Here is a 15,286-nt window from a genome sequence, read left to right on the forward strand (position 1 = left end):
CCTTCACGGCGAGATCGGCGACTGCCCCCCAGCCGAGTACGAACACCTGTGGTACACCTACACCCAGCCGGCCCTGACCGGCACCAACTAACCCGCACTGCATCGAACCCGGGGTGGCTCAGCTCGCCTCCTACAAGGCACAACCCCACCTCGAGCGTCGTCACGCCACCTTCAAAGGCGTGATCGAAGCCGCCCCCCTCCAGCTCAAGAGCGGCTACCGCATCGACGCCTTCGGTTTCTGCCTCTACGCCGCCCTGCTCGTCCACGCCCTCATCGAACGCGAACTACGCAACGGAATGGCCGCCGCCGGCATCACCGAGCTGCCCGTCTACCACGAAGACCGGGCGTGCAAATCGCCCACCGCCGCCCGCATCCTCGAACTGCTCGATCCGCTCACCCGCACCATCATCAGCCACCAAAACCGAACACTCGCCGTTCAAGAACCGACGCTCAACCCGCTCCAAGAACAAATCCTCCAACTCCTCGGCACCCCCATGAACCCCTACGGAACGGCGTGATCACCCGACACGAAATTCGAGTTGAAGGCCTCCGCTGACCTGCGGAACGTAAGAGATACGGGTCTGGCAGCCTGAATGGAATCCGCCGGCCCGGCCTCTCCGGGAGGTACGCGTCTATGCGACATCGTCGGCGTAGTGGTGGAGCGGCGTTGGTCGCCGCCCTCGTCAGCCTGTCGCTTCTCGCCGGCTGCTCCGGGTCGAAAGGCGCCGCTGATACTGGAGGGACGACGTCGCCCACGTCGAGTTCTACCACCGCGTCGGCCACGCCCGCCTCGACCACCGCCAGCCCGACGACGGCCGCAGTGCTCGCCGCCTACCGCGCCGGCTGGGCGGCCTTCGAGCACGCGCTGACTGATGCCAACCCCGAGGACCCCGAGCTGATGGCGACGATGGTCGCCCCACAGTTGACCGGGGTTCGGGCAAACCTGGCAGCCGATCAGCAGCAGGGCATGGTGGGCAGAGGCACCTTCACTCTCCACCCGAAGATCACGTCATTAGCCGCGACGACGGCGACGGTGGTGGACTGCGCCTACAGCACCTCGGTGCTCGTATACGCGAAGACCGGAAAACCGGTACCGCCGATCACCCCGCCGGAGAACGACGGGGTGCAGGCGACACTCGTGCTGACAGGCGGCACGTGGAAGGTGTCCAAGCAGAACGTAACGGACGGGAAATGCGCGCCCGGGTCGTGATCCCCGCCACCGTGCTGGCGATGTTGGTGTCGGTGCTGGCTGGCCCGGGTCGAGCATGGGCAGCAGACACGGGGGGCGAGAACACCTTCGCGAACGCCCAGGCGTCGGGCGGACAGCTGACGGTCCAGGCCGGTGAGACGCATTGGACCCCACCGTCCGGCTCGTCGTGGGCCAAAGCGGGGGGCAGCGACCCGCCGCCGGGCAAGGTGAACCCGAACCAGCCCTACGGTTGCACCTATACGGCCGTCGGCCCGTCGGCCACGGCGTCGATCGGCGTGGGTGGTGCGCAGCCGGGCCAGTGGGTGTTCCCGGTCTGTGCCGGCCCGGGGGTGATCGACCCGATGCCGCCGATCTGGGTGACGGGCGCCCAGCCAGCCGCCGGCATCGTCCAGGTCGCCCCGGTAGTGGTCGCCCAGCAAGCGGTCAAGCAGCTTCCGCTCGCCTCCCCGACCATCGAGATGGCCCCGCCGCCGGGACGCCCGCAGCTGGTGGGGGTGGCGACGTGGATGTGGGTCAACCCGGGCGCCTGGCAGACCTTCAGCGCGTCGGCCTCGGCCGGCACGGTGACCACGACGGCGACCGCCACGCCCTCCAAGGTGGTGTGGGACATGGGCGACGGCGACACCGTGACCTGTGACGGCCCCGGCACCCCCTACAGCGCGGCCGCCCCGAACGCGACGACGAACTGCTCGTACACCTGGGGACAGGCCGGCACGTTCCAGGTGACCGCCACGCTCTACTGGTCGGTCACCTGGACGGCGACGGGCGCGCCGGGGGGCGGGAACCTCGGGCTCCAGGCCGGCCCGGCCGCCCAGGTGGCGGTGACGGTGACCGAGTCGCAGGCGATCAACACCCCGACCGGGGGAGCCAACTGAGAAAGGAGGCGACGCAATGGCGAGCACTGCTGCACCAACCCGGACCAACGGCCAGCGGGCATCAGAGGGCACCCGGGCGGCGGGCGGGCGGGGCCCGACGTCGCGTCGTCACCGCCAGCTGCCGCTGGTCGTGGTGGGGGTGCTGGCGGTGATTGGCTTCGCACTGGCGTTCGCGGATGCCTCTTTGCACCTCGGCAGCCGGGAACAGGTCCTGGTGGTCGCCCAGCCGCTCGCCGCCGGCCAGGTGCTCACGAGCGGCGACCTGCGAGCGGTACGGGTGTCGACCGGTGCCGGTCTGCAGGTGGTCCCGGTCGCCGAGGAGCCGAGCGTGGTGGGCCGCCACGTGGCGGTCCCACTGGTGGCTGGGGCGCTCTTGACCAGCTCCGAGGTCGGGGCCGCGCCGGCTGTGGGGTCGGGATCGGATGTGGTGGCGGTCGGGCTGAAGGCCGGCGGGTACCCACCGGACCTCGCTCCGGGCGACCGGGTGCAGGTCGTCCCAGTCGCCTCGTCGTCGGGGAGCGGCAACGTCACGAGCGGGAGCCCGGTGGCGGCGACGGTGCTGGCGGTGGACGCGGCGCCAGCCGGGTCGGGCAGCCCGACGGTGTTCTCCCTCCAGGTGTCCAGCACCGACGCCGACGAGGTCGCCGCGCTGGCCGCCGCGGGCCAGGCCAGCCTCGTCGAGGTCGGGTCGGGGGCCTGACGGTGGGGGTGGTGGCGCTCGGCTCGGTCCGCTCGTGCGGGGTGACCACCTTGGCGTTGGCGTTGGCCGCTACCTGGCCCAAGGACCGCCGGGTCCTGCTCGTCGAGCTCGACCCTGCTGGCGGGACCCTGGCCGCGGCGTCGGGGTGGCTGCCCGAGCCGAGCCTGGTGACCCTGGCGGCGGCGGCCCGGCGCGCCTTGGACCCCGACCTCGTCTGGGAGCACTGCCAGGCGCTGCCGGGCGGTGCCGCGGTGCTGGCCGGCCCGGCATCGGCCGACCAGGCCCGCAGCGCCCTCGGGATGATCGCCGGCCTGGCCGGCACCCTCGGGATCCTCGACGCGGATGTGCTGGTGGACTGCGGCCGGCTCGACCCCAGTGGGCCTGGGGCCGGGGTGTTGGAGGGAGCGGACCAGGTGGTGCTCGCAGCCCGGCCGCGCCTGGCCGACCTGCACGCCCTGGCGACCTGGAGCGAGACCAACCCCTTCGACTCGGGACGCGTCGGCCTGGTGCTGGTGGGCGACGGCCCCTACCCCGACGCGGAGATCACCGAGGCCCTCGGCGTCGAGGTCCTGGGCCGCCTGCCGTGGGATCCCGAAGCCGCCGGGGCGCTCGTGTCGGTCCCGGCCTCGGCCCGGGAGGTGCGGCTCTCGCCGCTGGTGCGCGCCGCCCGGTCGATGGCCGACCGCCTCGCCAGCGAGCTGACAGGCGCTCCCTCGGCCGTCGCGAGCGCCTCCAGCGAGGTGCTGGCGGCGTCGCGGTCGTGGCGGGCGGGGGCGTTGCGGACCCGGGTGCTCGGAGCCTGGCGGGCCGACCCGGTGGACCAGTCGACGAACGGCAGCACGCCCGAGGAGGTGTCGCAGTGAGCGTTCCACGGTTGGGGATGCCACGGTGAGCGCGGACAACGCACTCGTCGGGGACCTGCGGGCCGAGGTGCTCGACGCCCTGTCGGGGCGCGAGCGTGACCTGGCCGCGGCCGGACGGCCGCCGCTCGGCGCCGCGGACGAACAGGCCCTCGGACGCCAGTTGATCGCCGAGGCGTTGGAGCGTCGGGCCAGCCAGGCGCTGCGGGAGCGCACGGCGGTGATGTCGGCACCGGAAGAGGACGAGCTGTCCCGAGCCGTCTTCGACGCCCTGTTCCGACTCAACCGCCTCCAGCGCCTATTGGACGACCCGGGCATCGAGAACATCAACGCCAACGGCTGCGACCAGGTGTGGGTTCGCTACGCGGACGGGCGTAGCGAGCAGGTAGCGCCCATCGCCGGCTCCGACGAGGAGCTGGAGGAGATGCTGCGCACCGCCGCGGCGCGGACCGGTATCGGCGAGCGCCGCTTCGACCGGGGCTCGCCGAGGCTGTCGTTGCAGCTCCCCGACGGGTCACGGCTGTTCGCTCTGATGGCGGTGGCGGCCCGGCCGTGCCTGTCGATCCGCCGCCACCGCTACCTGCGCATCACCCCCGACGAGCTGATCGCCATGGGCACCCTGGACATCGCGTTGCGCGAGTTCGTGCGGGCGGTGATGCTGGCGAAGAAGTCGTGCATCATCTGCGGGGGCACCGGGGCGGGCAAGACCACGCTGCTCCGCGCCATGGCGGCCGACATCGCGCCGTCCGAGCGGCTGGTCACCATCGAGGACTCCCTCGAGCTGGGCTTGGACCGCTTCGGTGACCTGCACCCCGACGTCGTCGCCCTCGAAGCCCGCGAACCCAACCTGGAAGGCGAGGGCGGGGTCAGCCTGGCCGAGCTGGTCCGCTGGGCGCTGCGTATGAGCCCCGATCGGGTGATCGTCGGCGAAGCCAGAGGCGAAGAAGTCTTGGCCCTGCTCAACGCCATGTCCCAGGGCACCGACGGGTCGATGGCCACGTTGCATGCCTCGTCGTCTAAGGGGGCGTTCTCCAAGCTCGCCACCTACGCTGTGCAGGCCCCCGAACGGTTGCCGTTGGAGGCCACCAACCTGCTGGTGGCCAACGCCGTGCATTTCGTCATCTACCTGGCTCAGGATGGCGATCGCCGGTTCGTTTCCTCGATCAGGGAGGTGGTCGACGCCGAGGGGCCGATGGTGGTCTCCAACGAGGTCTTCCGGCCCGGACCCGACGGGCGGGCCGTCCCCGGCGTCCCATTGCGCCACGAGACCCTCGACCAGCTGGTGGCTGTCGGCTTCGACCCGGGACTCTTGGATCGGCCGCAGGGGTGGTGGGAGCAGTGACCGCCGTCGCCACCCTTTGTGGGGCCGGGGTCGGGCTCGGCCTGGTGATCATCTGGGCGGGGCTACGTGGTGTCGATCTGGCCCATCCGACCCGGGTTTCGGCCCGGCCGAAGGTCGAGCGGGCCAACCTGCGTATCGGCCTGGCAATCGGTGACGCCGTGATCGTGGGCGCGGCCACCGGCTGGCCCGTGGGCGCCGTGTTGGCCGCCCTGGCCGGCTGGGGCGCCCCGGGACTGCTCGGCGGCACCAGGGGTGCCAGCGCCGCGGTGGGGCGGATCGAGGCCATCGCGGGCTGGGCCGAGATGCTGCGCGACACCATGGCCGGTGCGGCCGGGCTGGAGCAGGCCATCGTCGCCACCGCCCCTGTCGCCCCGCTGCCCATCCGGGCCGAGGTCGCCACCCTGGCGGTCCGCCTGGAAGGCGAGCGGCTCGCCCCGGCACTTCGGGCCTTCGCCGACGAGGTGGCCGACCCGACCTGCGACCTGGTGGTCGCCGCCCTGGTGCTCGCCGCCGAGCACCAGGCCCAACGCCTCGGGGAGCTGCTGGGCTCTCTCGCCCAGGCCGCCCGGGACCAGGCCACCATGCGCCTGCGGGTCGAGGCCGGCAGAGCACGGACCAGAACGTCGGTCAAGGTCATCGTCGGGGCCACGGGCGGCCTGGTCCTCGGCCTGGCCGTGCTCAACCGCGGCTACCTCGCCCCCTACGACTCCGCCGTCGGCCAGCTCGTCCTCCTGCTCGTCGGTGCGGTGTTCACGGTGTCGTTCGTGTGGCTGGCCAAGATGACCCGGCCCTCGACCACCGAGCGCTTCTTGACGGTAGCCAGGCCAGGGTTCGTGATTCCCGACAGAACCTCGGAGATCCCGACATGATCCTGGCCCTTGTCTGCGGCGCCGGGGTCGGCGGCGGACTGTTCCTCGTCGCCCGCGGCCTCTACCCGCCGCGGCCCTCCCTCGCCCAAGCCCTCGCCCAGCTCCGCCGCCTGCCCGACCCCACCCCCGTCCTCAGCCCCGAGGCAGAGGGCCGGTACGCCGCCCGGCTGGGCCGTCCCGCCGCCCGTGCCCTCACCCGCTCCGGGGCCGGCTGGCTCATCCCGGCGACCGTGCGTCGTGACTTCGCGGTGCTCGGTCGCAACCCCGAGCGCCACCTGGCCGAGAAGGTCACCCTGGCTCTAGTCGGCCTGCTCTTCGCCCCCGCTGTCGCTGCGCTGCTCCTCTTCGGCGGTGCCCACCTCCCGCTCGTGGTGCCGCTGTGGGCGTCACTGATCTTCATGGTGGCCGGGTTCGTGCTGCCCGATCTCGGCATCCACGCCGACGCCGGGCGTCGGCGCCGGGACTTCCGTCACGCGCTCTCCAGCTTCCTCGACCTGGTCGTGGTCGCCCTGGCCGGCGGCGGCGGAGTGGAGACCGCCCTCTCCGACGCGGCCAGCGTCGGGTCGGGGTGGGCGTTCGCCTACCTCCGCCGAGCGCTCGACCAGGCCCGCCTGGCCCGCCAGACCCCATGGGCCGCACTCGGCCAGTTGGGCCAAGAGCTCGGAGTGGGCGAGTTGTCCGAACTGGCCGCCTCTGTCGCCCTGGCCGGCACCGAAGGCGCCAAAGTCCGGGCCAGCCTGGCGGCCAAGGCGGCGTCGCTGCGCACCCACGAGCTGGCCGAAGCCGAGACCGCCGACCAAGCCGCCACCGAACGCATGAGCCTCCCCGTCGTCCTGCTCTTCGCCGGGTTCCTCCTCTTCTTGGGGTACCCGGCAGTCGAGAAGGTCCTGACTGGGCTCTGAAAGCCGTGGGTTCATTCCGTCAATAGCAACAGAAGCAACAGAAAGGAAGGGCGATGCGAACGAAAAGACCCTTACAAACGAAAGGACAGCCGTGCTCCCCGAACTGACCATCCTCCGCCACCTCCTCACCCTGCTACACAGCCGAAGGCAAGCCCTGCGGGCCGAGCCTGAGGCCGGCTACTCCACCGAAGCCGTCATCGTCACCGCGCTCCTCGCCGCGCTGGCGCTGACCGCGGTGGGGATCATCGTGGCCAAGGTGGTTTCCGCTGCGGGCAACATCTCGACTGGACCCTGACCGCCCCCATGACCGGCTGCTGCTGCTGCTGTGTGGGGAGGCAGAGTTCATGTCGGTTCGGCCGGCTTCTTGTCGGCCACATGTCGGTCGGGCACGGTTCTCGTCGGTTGGGACCGGCAATCCGTCGGTTGGTGCCAGCGCCACGCCCGCCACGATTGGCCGTTGGCAACCACGCCTGCGAGCCATTCTGCATCCGCTCTGGCTCGGTAAGGAGCCAGCTCGCGTCGCAAGCCCTGACATCGACCTCCACGTCGGTCATGGGCCAGATCCCGATCGTGATCGAAGAAACCGACAAGTTTCTTACCGCTCCGGCGACCGAGGGGACGGCGCCGACCGACGTTCTTGCAGGTCGAGACCGACAAGAAGCCTGCCAGGACCGACACGATCCCCGAATCCTTACACGCTGCCGGTCCCCGGAGATAGCACCGTCGGTGCGGCGTCGCCGGCTCGGTGCCCTGCGCCGGGACGAGCGCGGCGCGGTGGCCGCCGAGCTGGTCATCGCCACCCCACTGTTGCTCTTGTTGATCATGGGGGTGATCCAGTTCGCCCTGTGGCAGCATGCCGAGCACATCGCCTCCGCTGTCGCCCAACAAGGGGTTGCCGTCGGCCGCCTCCAAGGCGAGACCGCTACGGCTGGGAAGAACGAAGCCCGAAGTGTGCTCAATCAGCTGGGTTCGACCGTGCTCGTCGGCTCGAACATCACCGCTACTCGCACCGCCGCCACCACCACGGTCACCGTGACCGGCCACGCCGAGAGCATCGTCGGATTCTTCTCCCTACCGGTCAAGGCGGTCGCAACCGGGCCGACCGAGCCGGCCGCGGCAGCCATCCCATGACCGGCCCCCGCTCCCAATGGCGTGGAGAGTTGCGGCGCGACGAGTCCGGCAGTGTCACCGCCGAGCTGGTCCTGCTCACCCCGTTGCTCATCCTCATGCTGCTCTTCGTCGTCGCCCTCGGCCGCCTCTCCGGCGCCCGCCTCGAGGTCGACGGGGCCGCCGCCCAAGCTGCCAGGGCCGCGTCGATCGCCCGCGACCCTGCCACCGCCACGGCCATGGCGACCCAGACCGCCACCGCCGCGCTCGGCTCGGATCACGTCACCTGTGCCCAGCTCACCGTCAGCACCGACAACGCCCAGTTCACCCCCGGCGGCTCGGTGGCGGTCACCGTCACCTGTACCGTGGCCCTCTCGGATCTCACCGGGTTGCGCCTCCCCGCGTCGGAGTCGATTAGATCGACCGCCAGCTCGGTCATCGACGTCTACCGGTCAGCCGCATGACCGCCAACCTCGGGCGGCTGCACGCCAGGCCCGGCGATGCTGAGTCGGGGATGGTCACCGCCTTCGTCGTCATCTTCACCCTGGCGCTGCTGCTCATGGCCGGCCTCGTCCTCGACGGCGGGCTCGCCCTCGCCGCCAAGGTCCAAGCCATCGACGACGCCCAAGCCGCCGCCCGGGCCGGCGCCCAGGCCATCGACATCCCCACCTACCGGGCCACCGGCCAGATCACCCTCGACGCGGCCCAAGCCACCACAGATGCCGAACGCTATCTGACTGCTGCCGGCCGCAGCGGTACGGTCGCCGTAAACGGCGAGCAGGTCACTGTGACGGTCACTATCAGCCAGCCCACCCAGATCCTCTCGGTTGCGGGGATCGGCGATCTCACCGAGACCGGCACCGGAACCGCCACCGCCGAACAAGGAAACGGCTAGAAATGCCATGAGCTCGGGATTCGCGATGGCTCGTGTCGGACGCGTGCTGAGAGGTTTCGTCGCTCTCGGGCTGCTGGCCGCCCTCGTTGTCGGCATCCCTTGGGCGTTGTGGCACTTCATCGGCTGGCCCCTCCCACACCACGTTCCCTCCATCGGCCAGGTCGGCCACGCCCTCAACCAGCGGGGCATCCCCGATCAGGCCCTCCTCGACGCCCTCGCCGTGGTCGTGTGGATCACCTGGGCCACCCTCGTCGCTTCCATCGCCGTCGAGATCCCCGCCGCCCTCTCCGGACGCCACCCACCTCGGCTCCCGCTCGCCGGCATGTTCCAGCCGATCACCGGCCGCCTCGTCGCCGCCGTCATCGTCGCAGCCCTCACCCTCGCCCCCCGGCCCGCCCACGGAAGCCCATCGGGATCGCTGAGCGGCAACCCGTCGTCCGCCACCGTGCGCCGGCCCGTCGCCGCCCTGGTCCTCAAAGACGCGGCACTCAATGACCCAGCGCCTATCGACGCGGTGCTCACCCGAGCCACCCGCACCCTCCCGACCCGGCCGCCATCGCCCGAAGCAAGCGCCTTTCTGGCGGGTGCGACTCCATCGGGCGCCCCGGTGGCGACCCAGCCAGCCGATTCGCCGAGCACCTACGTCGTCCAACGCGGCGACACCCTCTGGGGCATCGCCGAGCGTCAGCTCGGCGACCCGCTGGAATGGCAAGCGATCTACCAGCTCAACGAGGGCCGACCCCAGCCTGACGGGGCCACCCTCACCGACCCCCACTGGATCGACCCCGGCTGGACCCTCCTCCTGCCAGACACATCCTCGCCGCCGCCAGCCGCGCCAGTGTCACCCCCGCCGCTCACCACACCGACGAGTCCCACCACCGAGCCGCCTGCGACCACGCTCCCTCCGGCCACGACGCCCGGCCCAGCCAACCGCGCAATCCCGACGACGCCGACACCGGCGACCGGCACCGACCCGTTCCGGGCCAGCCAAGGAGGCGAGCCGGTCCGGCTGCCGTCGGGTTCGGTGGTCGCCGGCTCGTTCGCTGCCGGGGTCCTCTCTGCCGTCGCGCTCGGGCGGCTGCGGCGCCGCCATGCCTACCGCTACCGGCCGCCCGAGCCGGGCCGGGACCTCACCCCCGAGCCGTTGCGGCCGACCCTGTGCCACCTCGCCCGCGTCGCGGGCACCCCCTGGGCGGCGCAGGTCGACGATCCCGGGGCAGCCCCGGCGTTCCCCTTCGACGACACCGAGCGTCGCCAGGACCCCGGACGCCTCGAGGTGGGCTGCCGCAACGGGGAAACCGTCACGGTCGAGCTCACCGACCTGTCGGGCACCGCTCTGTGCGGACCGTCGACCGACGACATCGTCCGGGCCGTCGTCGCCGGTCTGCTGGTCCGGGCCGACCCGGGTGCGGTCGAAGTCCTCCTCACCACCGCGCTCGCCGACCGGTTGCTTCCCGGGCTGGGTCCTGACCGGGCGATCCGACGAGCGAAGAGCACCGACGACGTGGCGCGTGCGGTCGAGGCCGAGACGATCGCCCGGACCCGACGCCTCGACGCCGCCGACGCTGCCGACGCCGCCAGCTTCCGGGAGGAGAACCCCGAGAACCCCCTGCCCCTGCTGGTCGTGCTCCTCGACTCCGTGCCCGACGAGTCGCGCGGACGATGGTCAGCGCTGCTCGCCGAGGCGAGGCGGCTCGGGATCGCCGTGGTGTTCCTCGACGACATCCGAGTCACCGCCGGCCGCCTCGTTGTCGATGCCAGCCGGACGGTCACCGACGCGGAACCGCATCCGCTTGCCGAGCGCCTCGGCGGTGTCCAGCTGTTCGGTCTGCGAGGCGACGAGGCCGCCGAGCTGCTCGGGTCGGTCACCGACGCCAACCGAGCGGCCGACGACGAGGACGAGGCCAACGTCCAGACGCCCGAGCCGACCACCGTCTTGCACCGCAACGGCAACGTCGATGAGTCCTCTCCGCCGGCTGCGCCCGTTGGGATGCGCTGGCCCGAACCCAGCCTTGGCGGGGAGGGAACGGACCGGCCTCTCGTCGTCGAGGTGCTCGGCCCCTACCGCATCGCCGCCTTCGGCGAGCCGGTCACCACCGGACTACGGGGTCGGGCGAAGACGCTGCTGGCCTGGTGCCTGCTCCGCCCCGAGGGCGCCACCATCGGCGAGGTCGTCGACGCGCTGTGGCCCGACACCCCGCCAGACCGGGTGCTCAACCAGTTCTGGCACCCCCTCGGCGACCTGCGCGCCTACTTCCGGGGTCCGGCCGGCGAGACCCTCGACGTGTTGGAGAAGGTCGGCGAGCACTACCGGCCCAACCCGGCCGAGATGACCTGCGACCTGTGGGACTTCCAAACTGGCCTCGCCGAGGCCGCCCGGGCCACCGACGACGAGTCGGCCCGCCAGGCGCTGCGCCGAGCCGTCGACGCCTACCGGGGCGACCTGTTGGCGGGCAGCGACTACCCCTGGGTCGAGCCCGTCCGCCAGGATCTCCATCGCCGCGCCCTCGACTCCCACCTGCGCCTGGCCGAGATCGAAGACCACGCCGGCCATCCCGACGCCGCCGTCGACACGTTGGAGCGGGTCATCGACCTCGACCGCTACGCCGAGGAGCCCTACCGCCGGCTCATGACCCTTCACGCTGCGCACGGCCGCCTCGACGCGGTCACTACCACTTGGCAGTTTCTCCAGCGCCGGCTCGCGGACCTCGACGTCGATGGTGACGACGCGACGGCCCGCCTCTACCGCTCCCTCACCACCCCCGACGCCACCAGCCCGGGGCGACCCCGACCGATCCGCTTGTCCTCGTGAGCCTGGGGAACGCATTCGCTGGTCTCGACACGCCGGCTCGTGTCGGTGCCACCTGCGTGCTCGGGGCCGGTGTCGAGGCGGCGATCGTCTGGCGGTTCGGGTGGTCTGCGCCGCTGCCCGCCTACTGCTACTTCGGGGCGGTCGCTGCCGCCGCCAGCGTGAGCGACGTGGCTGCCCGGCGCATCCCCAACCGGGCCGTTCTTCCCGCCTACCTCATCGGTCCGGCACTGCTCGCGCTCGCGTCGGCCGCGTCGGGCTCGCGGTGGCCCCTTGCCCGGGCCGGGATCGCCATGGCGTTGCTCGCCGGGTTCTACCTCATCCTCGGGCTGGCGTTCCCATCCGGTATGGGACTCGGTGACGTCAAATGGGCAGGCGTCGTGGGTCTCTACCTCGGGTGGCTCGGGTGGTCCGCCGTCTCCACTGGCACACTCCTGGCCTTCACGGCCGCCGCGGTTGTCGCCGCCGTGCGGCGCGTCGCCATCTCGCAGATCCACGAGGCGACCCTGCCGATGGCGCCGTTCATGACCGGCGGCGCCCTGGTCGCCATGTTCGCCATGCGATGAGGCGATGAGAATCCAGCGGGTCAGCGGCGGGCTGATGCCGTGGTGTCGGTCGTCCAGGCGTTCAGCTCAGAGCCTCGCCTAACACGTCCGCAAGGGCGAAGTTCGCCACGGCCTTGGCGAACCGACGTCCCGCCGTCGGGCGCAGGACGATCATCGTCACGCCGGCCGCCCTCAGGTGATCGAGGATCACCCTCAACTCGCGCCGGTTGGGTGAGACGCGGCCGTAGCCGTCGACGACGACCACGTCGAAGTAGACCGGGGCGTCGGCGAGCAGGCGAGACAACCCAGGTCGCACGCGCCAGTCGCCAGTCGACTGGTCGGCATAGGCGGCGACGTGATGCCACCCTGGCTGGCGGGCGGCCTGGGCAACAAGCCGACCCACCTGGCGGTCCAGCAGGGCGCGGCCGGAACGACCGGGAGCTTCTCGGGCATAGATGGCAACTCGCCACATGGCGTCCTCCCTCACACGGGTGTTGTTGGCGAGGAGACCTCCGAACGGACGAAAAAGCAAGGCGGGGAGCCGGAGAACTGTGCTCGTGGCGACCTGGTCGGGCACGCGATTCCGAGTCCTTGGCGGTCACTTCTCTGCGAGCCCACCATCGACCCGCTCGATGGCAACTCCGACGTGCCCAAAGCTCGAGCGCCCACGAGCGACCGATCAGGCAGAGCACGGCCGCATCGGTGCGCCCCACCCTCCTCGGCGCCGGGTACGCCGACCTGGGCCGTCGAGGGATTGGATGGGGCTGGCGCCGCGCCGCACCCCAAGGGGCTCACGCCCACGCACCGAGCCACCAGCGGCTCCCAGGTTTGGTTGCCGTCGACGTCGCGGCACCCCACCCCGACCGCTACTCGGCGTCTTCGGCCCACGAGTAACACGTCGGGAGGCCGGTATCTGCGACCGAGCGCGAGCGGTGAGAGAATCGCCACGTGCTCTACGACGACGGCAGAATCGCCTGCGACGAGTCCCGCCTCGTCGTCCGGCGCTACTACCCCTGGGGAGGCGCCAAGTCGATTCCTTATGCCTCGATCCGGTCGGTGACGAGGAGTCCGCTCACCGGGCTCACCGGCAAATGGCGGATCTGGGGATCGAGTGACTTCGTGCACTGGTCACGATATGCCGGTCGACGGGTGCTCCCCACGATCACGCCAGATGACCCCGATACCGTCGCGCGCATCCTCGCGGAGCACTCGACGTCGTAGCTGCGCAAAGGCAAAGCGTCAAGGTGATCGCGGTAGCGACGATCGCGAGAGGAAGGTAGGGCTCCGCGGCTGGCCGGTGGCGCGCCGTCGCCACGAGGGTAACGACCAGAAGAATCCCGCTCACGACGCCATCCCGCTCGTCCAACCACCGGATTAGGCAACTGGGTTGCTCATTCCGACGAGAACGTCCGCGCCCCACGTCGCTCCTGGCGTCGTCGGCGTCGCCTCTACCCTCACGTCGCCGCCGGTGTGGGGAGCGTCGACCATCTGGCCACCTCCGATGTAGATCCCGACGTGGGTGACGTCCGAGGTCGACTGACCGAAGAACATGAGGTCGCCTGGTTGGATCGGGTCACCGGGCGCGAGCGTGATGGTCGCGTCGTACTGGTCCTGGGCGACGCGGGGAAGGGTGATGCCGGCGACCTTGTAGGCGGCCTGGACGAGGCCCGAGCAGTCGAAGCCGACGCCGGGGGTCTCGCCACCCCATATGTATGGAGTGCCGACTTGGGCGAGGGCCCAGTCGACGGCGATTCCGCCGGCCGTCCCGGCGGCCACGGTTTGGGCCTGGGTCTGGCTATAGGAGCTGGCAAGGGTGAGGACCTCGGCGACGTAGCTCTGGCTGTGGTTGTAGGCGAACACCGACGCCGAGAGGTTGGCGCCGTTGGCCGCCCCGTTGGCGCAGAGGTCCCGGGCGGCGGCGTAAACAGCGTCGGTCGGGTCATAGGGGCTGGGCGGGTCGGCCCCGCCGGGCGGGACGGGCCGGGCGTAGGCGGCGAACGTGGTGCCGAGCATCTGTAGGGGCCCCATCGCCCCGGCGGCGTTTTCGCCCGATTTCACGCCGGGCAGGGTGGAGGTGCCGTTGTCGGACTCGACGGTGCCGATGGCGGCGAGCACCGTCCAGGGGAGCCCGGGGCACGTCGTGGCGGCCTCTTGGTAGAGGGTGAGCATGGCGGCGGGGATCTGGCCGGTTGCCGTGGACGACGGGGTGGTGGCGCCGCCGCCCAGGAGTGAGGCGATCCCCGCGCCGGCACCGGCGGCGAGGACGGCGACGAGGAGGACGAGCCCGCCGGCCCCGGCCGCGATCTTGGTGCCGAGCCCGGAGTCAGCGGTGGCGTCGAGCCCGATGCTCACCTGCTGCTGGCCGGGAGGAGCGGGAGGGTGGCGAGCTGGGTGAGGCGGAGGCGCGGGCCGGCGCTGGTGACCGGGAGCCAGACGGCCGCGTCCGGAGCGGTCCCGGGCGCCGGGCGCGACGGTCGCGCGGTGGTGGCGACGGGGACGTCCTGATGGGCGAGGACCCGGCGGGCTTCGGCCTCGCGGCGGGGGCCGGCGAAAGTGAACAGAACCCAGTTGGGGTGACCCGCTTCGGCTGCGAGGCGGGCGTAGCCGTCGAGCTTTTGGGCGAGGCGGTCGAGGCGTTCGGTGCCGTTGTCGTGCTCGAGAAGGAACGGGAGGCTGGTGCGGTTCTCGGTCCAGATGCCGTAGCCGTCGGGGCGGACGACCTCGCCCCACTCTCGGGCGCAGCGCCGCTCGGACCACCACTCGGTGAGGGCACATCCGGGCCGGGTGCGGGCGGAGCGGAGCAGGGCGGTGAAGAAGCCGTTGCACCCGACGAGGTGGGCGAGGCGTTGGCTGGCGGCGAGGTCGTGGGCGAGGTTGCGCCGCCAGGACAGGTCGGCGAGGTCGGTGCCGTGCTCGGCGGCGACGAGGGCGGCGCCGAGCGGCCCGAGCACCCAGTGGTAGGGGGAGGGGTTTCCCCACGCTTGGGGTCGGAAGCGGTCGAGGACGTCGAGGGCGTACAGCTCGCCGAGGCGCATCCGGGTACGGCGCTCCCCGGTGAAGCCGACGTCGGCCACCTGTGCGGTGGTGAGCACCCGATGGTCGTCGAGGAGACGGCAGAGCACTCGGTCACGTTCGGTCAGCCGACCCATCACCGCCAGGAGCCGAGCCTCGA

The 15,286-nt window shown here is 71.5% G+C and carries 18 protein-coding genes; 15 read left to right on the forward strand and 3 right to left on the reverse strand.

Annotation, left to right across the window (positions count from 1 at the left end; translation table 11 throughout):
- Positions 1 to 113: 113 nt before the first annotated feature.
- From K6U06_RS23465 to K6U06_RS23530, 14 genes are all read left to right on the forward strand, one after another.
- Positions 114 to 518: a hypothetical protein gene (locus K6U06_RS23465; RefSeq protein ID WP_262324416.1), complete on the forward strand. Its 405-nt coding sequence runs from the start codon at positions 114 to 116 to the stop codon at positions 516 to 518.
- Positions 519 to 667: 149 nt separating this feature from the next.
- On the forward strand, positions 668 to 1,210 hold the full coding sequence (locus K6U06_RS23470) for a hypothetical protein (protein ID WP_262324417.1): 543 nt from the start codon (positions 668 to 670) through the stop codon (positions 1,208 to 1,210).
- A complete protein-coding gene (locus K6U06_RS23475; protein ID WP_262324418.1) occupies positions 1,192 to 2,085 on the forward strand; it encodes a hypothetical protein in 894 nt (297 codons plus the stop codon). Before K6U06_RS23470 ends, K6U06_RS23475 begins: the two co-directional genes overlap by 19 nt.
- Positions 2,086 to 2,101: 16 nt before the next feature.
- Complete coding sequence (locus K6U06_RS23480; RefSeq protein WP_262324419.1) at positions 2,102 to 2,785, forward strand: SAF domain-containing protein; 684 nt, start codon at positions 2,102 to 2,104, stop codon at positions 2,783 to 2,785.
- Between the two features lie 11 nt (positions 2,786 to 2,796).
- On the forward strand, positions 2,797 to 3,648 hold the full coding sequence (locus K6U06_RS23485; protein ID WP_262324420.1) for a MinD/ParA family protein: 852 nt from the start codon (positions 2,797 to 2,799) through the stop codon (positions 3,646 to 3,648).
- A 25-nt stretch (positions 3,649 to 3,673) separates the two neighbouring features.
- Positions 3,674 to 4,987: a CpaF family protein gene (locus K6U06_RS23490; protein WP_262324421.1), complete on the forward strand. Its 1,314-nt coding sequence runs from the start codon at positions 3,674 to 3,676 to the stop codon at positions 4,985 to 4,987.
- Entirely contained in the window at positions 4,984 to 5,856 is an 873-nt protein-coding gene (locus K6U06_RS23495; RefSeq protein ID WP_262324422.1) for a type II secretion system F family protein, read from the forward strand. The genes K6U06_RS23490 and K6U06_RS23495 overlap by 4 nt, the downstream gene beginning before the upstream one ends.
- On the forward strand, positions 5,853 to 6,758 hold the full coding sequence (locus K6U06_RS23500) for a type II secretion system F family protein (RefSeq protein WP_262324423.1): 906 nt from the start codon (positions 5,853 to 5,855) through the stop codon (positions 6,756 to 6,758). The genes K6U06_RS23495 and K6U06_RS23500 overlap by 4 nt, the downstream gene beginning before the upstream one ends.
- 91 nt (positions 6,759 to 6,849) lie before the next feature.
- Positions 6,850 to 7,053 carry a hypothetical protein gene (locus K6U06_RS23505; RefSeq protein ID WP_262324424.1) on the forward strand — a complete coding sequence of 68 codons (204 nt, stop codon included), beginning with the start codon at positions 6,850 to 6,852 and terminating at the stop codon, positions 7,051 to 7,053.
- A gap of 431 nt (positions 7,054 to 7,484) precedes the next feature.
- Positions 7,485 to 7,889, forward strand: coding sequence for a TadE/TadG family type IV pilus assembly protein (locus K6U06_RS23510; protein WP_262324425.1), 405 nt, complete (start codon positions 7,485 to 7,487; stop codon positions 7,887 to 7,889).
- Positions 7,886 to 8,329 carry a TadE/TadG family type IV pilus assembly protein gene (locus K6U06_RS23515; RefSeq protein ID WP_262324426.1) on the forward strand — a complete coding sequence of 148 codons (444 nt, stop codon included), beginning with the start codon at positions 7,886 to 7,888 and terminating at the stop codon, positions 8,327 to 8,329. Before K6U06_RS23510 ends, K6U06_RS23515 begins: the two co-directional genes overlap by 4 nt.
- Positions 8,326 to 8,760 carry a hypothetical protein gene (locus K6U06_RS23520; RefSeq protein ID WP_262324427.1) on the forward strand — a complete coding sequence of 145 codons (435 nt, stop codon included), beginning with the start codon at positions 8,326 to 8,328 and terminating at the stop codon, positions 8,758 to 8,760. Before K6U06_RS23515 ends, K6U06_RS23520 begins: the two co-directional genes overlap by 4 nt.
- A 25-nt stretch (positions 8,761 to 8,785) precedes the next feature.
- Positions 8,786 to 11,572: a BTAD domain-containing putative transcriptional regulator gene (locus K6U06_RS23525; protein ID WP_262324428.1), complete on the forward strand. Its 2,787-nt coding sequence runs from the start codon at positions 8,786 to 8,788 to the stop codon at positions 11,570 to 11,572.
- On the forward strand, positions 11,569 to 12,135 hold the full coding sequence (locus tag K6U06_RS23530) for a prepilin peptidase (protein WP_262324429.1): 567 nt from the start codon (positions 11,569 to 11,571) through the stop codon (positions 12,133 to 12,135). Before K6U06_RS23525 ends, K6U06_RS23530 begins: the two co-directional genes overlap by 4 nt.
- 61 nt (positions 12,136 to 12,196) lie before the next feature.
- On the opposite strand, the gene K6U06_RS23535 is transcribed toward K6U06_RS23530, so the two are convergent.
- Positions 12,197 to 12,586: a recombinase family protein gene (locus tag K6U06_RS23535; RefSeq protein ID WP_262324455.1), complete on the reverse strand. Its 390-nt coding sequence runs from the start codon at positions 12,584 to 12,586 to the stop codon at positions 12,197 to 12,199.
- A 476-nt stretch (positions 12,587 to 13,062) separates the two neighbouring features.
- Between K6U06_RS23535 and K6U06_RS23540 the strand changes: the two genes are divergently transcribed.
- Positions 13,063 to 13,335 (forward strand): PH domain-containing protein, encoded by a 273-nt coding sequence (locus K6U06_RS23540; protein ID WP_262324430.1) that lies wholly within the window; start codon positions 13,063 to 13,065, stop codon positions 13,333 to 13,335.
- A 153-nt stretch (positions 13,336 to 13,488) separates the two neighbouring features.
- Here the strand turns inward: K6U06_RS23540 and K6U06_RS23545 are convergent, their stop codons facing one another.
- Positions 13,489 to 14,466, reverse strand: coding sequence for a C40 family peptidase (locus K6U06_RS23545; protein ID WP_262324431.1), 978 nt, complete (start codon positions 14,464 to 14,466; stop codon positions 13,489 to 13,491).
- Positions 14,463 to 15,263, reverse strand: coding sequence for a replication-relaxation family protein (locus tag K6U06_RS23550; protein ID WP_262324432.1), 801 nt, complete (start codon positions 15,261 to 15,263; stop codon positions 14,463 to 14,465). The genes K6U06_RS23545 and K6U06_RS23550 overlap by 4 nt, the downstream gene beginning before the upstream one ends.
- Between the last annotated feature and the right edge of the window lie 23 nt (positions 15,264 to 15,286).

Origin of the sequence: Acidiferrimicrobium sp. IK (assembly GCF_025499425.1) — a bacterium.
Lineage (GTDB): Bacteria > Actinomycetota > Acidimicrobiia > Acidimicrobiales > Palsa-688 > Acidiferrimicrobium.

Bases quoted from the DNA above. Each gene is read 5' to 3' on its own strand.
- K6U06_RS23500 (WP_262324423.1), top strand. From the start codon at position 5,853: ATGATCCTGGCCCTTGTCTGCGGCGCCGGGGTCGGCGGCGGACTGTTC.
- K6U06_RS23480 (WP_262324419.1), top strand. From the start codon at position 2,102: ATGGCGAGCACTGCTGCACCAACCCGGACCAACGGCCAGCGGGCATCA.
- K6U06_RS23475 (WP_262324418.1), top strand. From the start codon at position 1,192: ATGCGCGCCCGGGTCGTGATCCCCGCCACCGTGCTGGCGATGTTGGTG.
- K6U06_RS23520 (WP_262324427.1), top strand. From the start codon at position 8,326: ATGACCGCCAACCTCGGGCGGCTGCACGCCAGGCCCGGCGATGCTGAG.
- K6U06_RS23550 (WP_262324432.1), bottom strand. From the start codon at position 15,263: ATGGGTCGGCTGACCGAACGTGACCGAGTGCTCTGCCGTCTCCTCGAC.
- K6U06_RS23535 (WP_262324455.1), bottom strand. From the start codon at position 12,586: ATGTGGCGAGTTGCCATCTATGCCCGAGAAGCTCCCGGTCGTTCCGGC.
- K6U06_RS23515 (WP_262324426.1), top strand. From the start codon at position 7,886: ATGACCGGCCCCCGCTCCCAATGGCGTGGAGAGTTGCGGCGCGACGAG.
- K6U06_RS23525 (WP_262324428.1), top strand. From the start codon at position 8,786: ATGGCTCGTGTCGGACGCGTGCTGAGAGGTTTCGTCGCTCTCGGGCTG.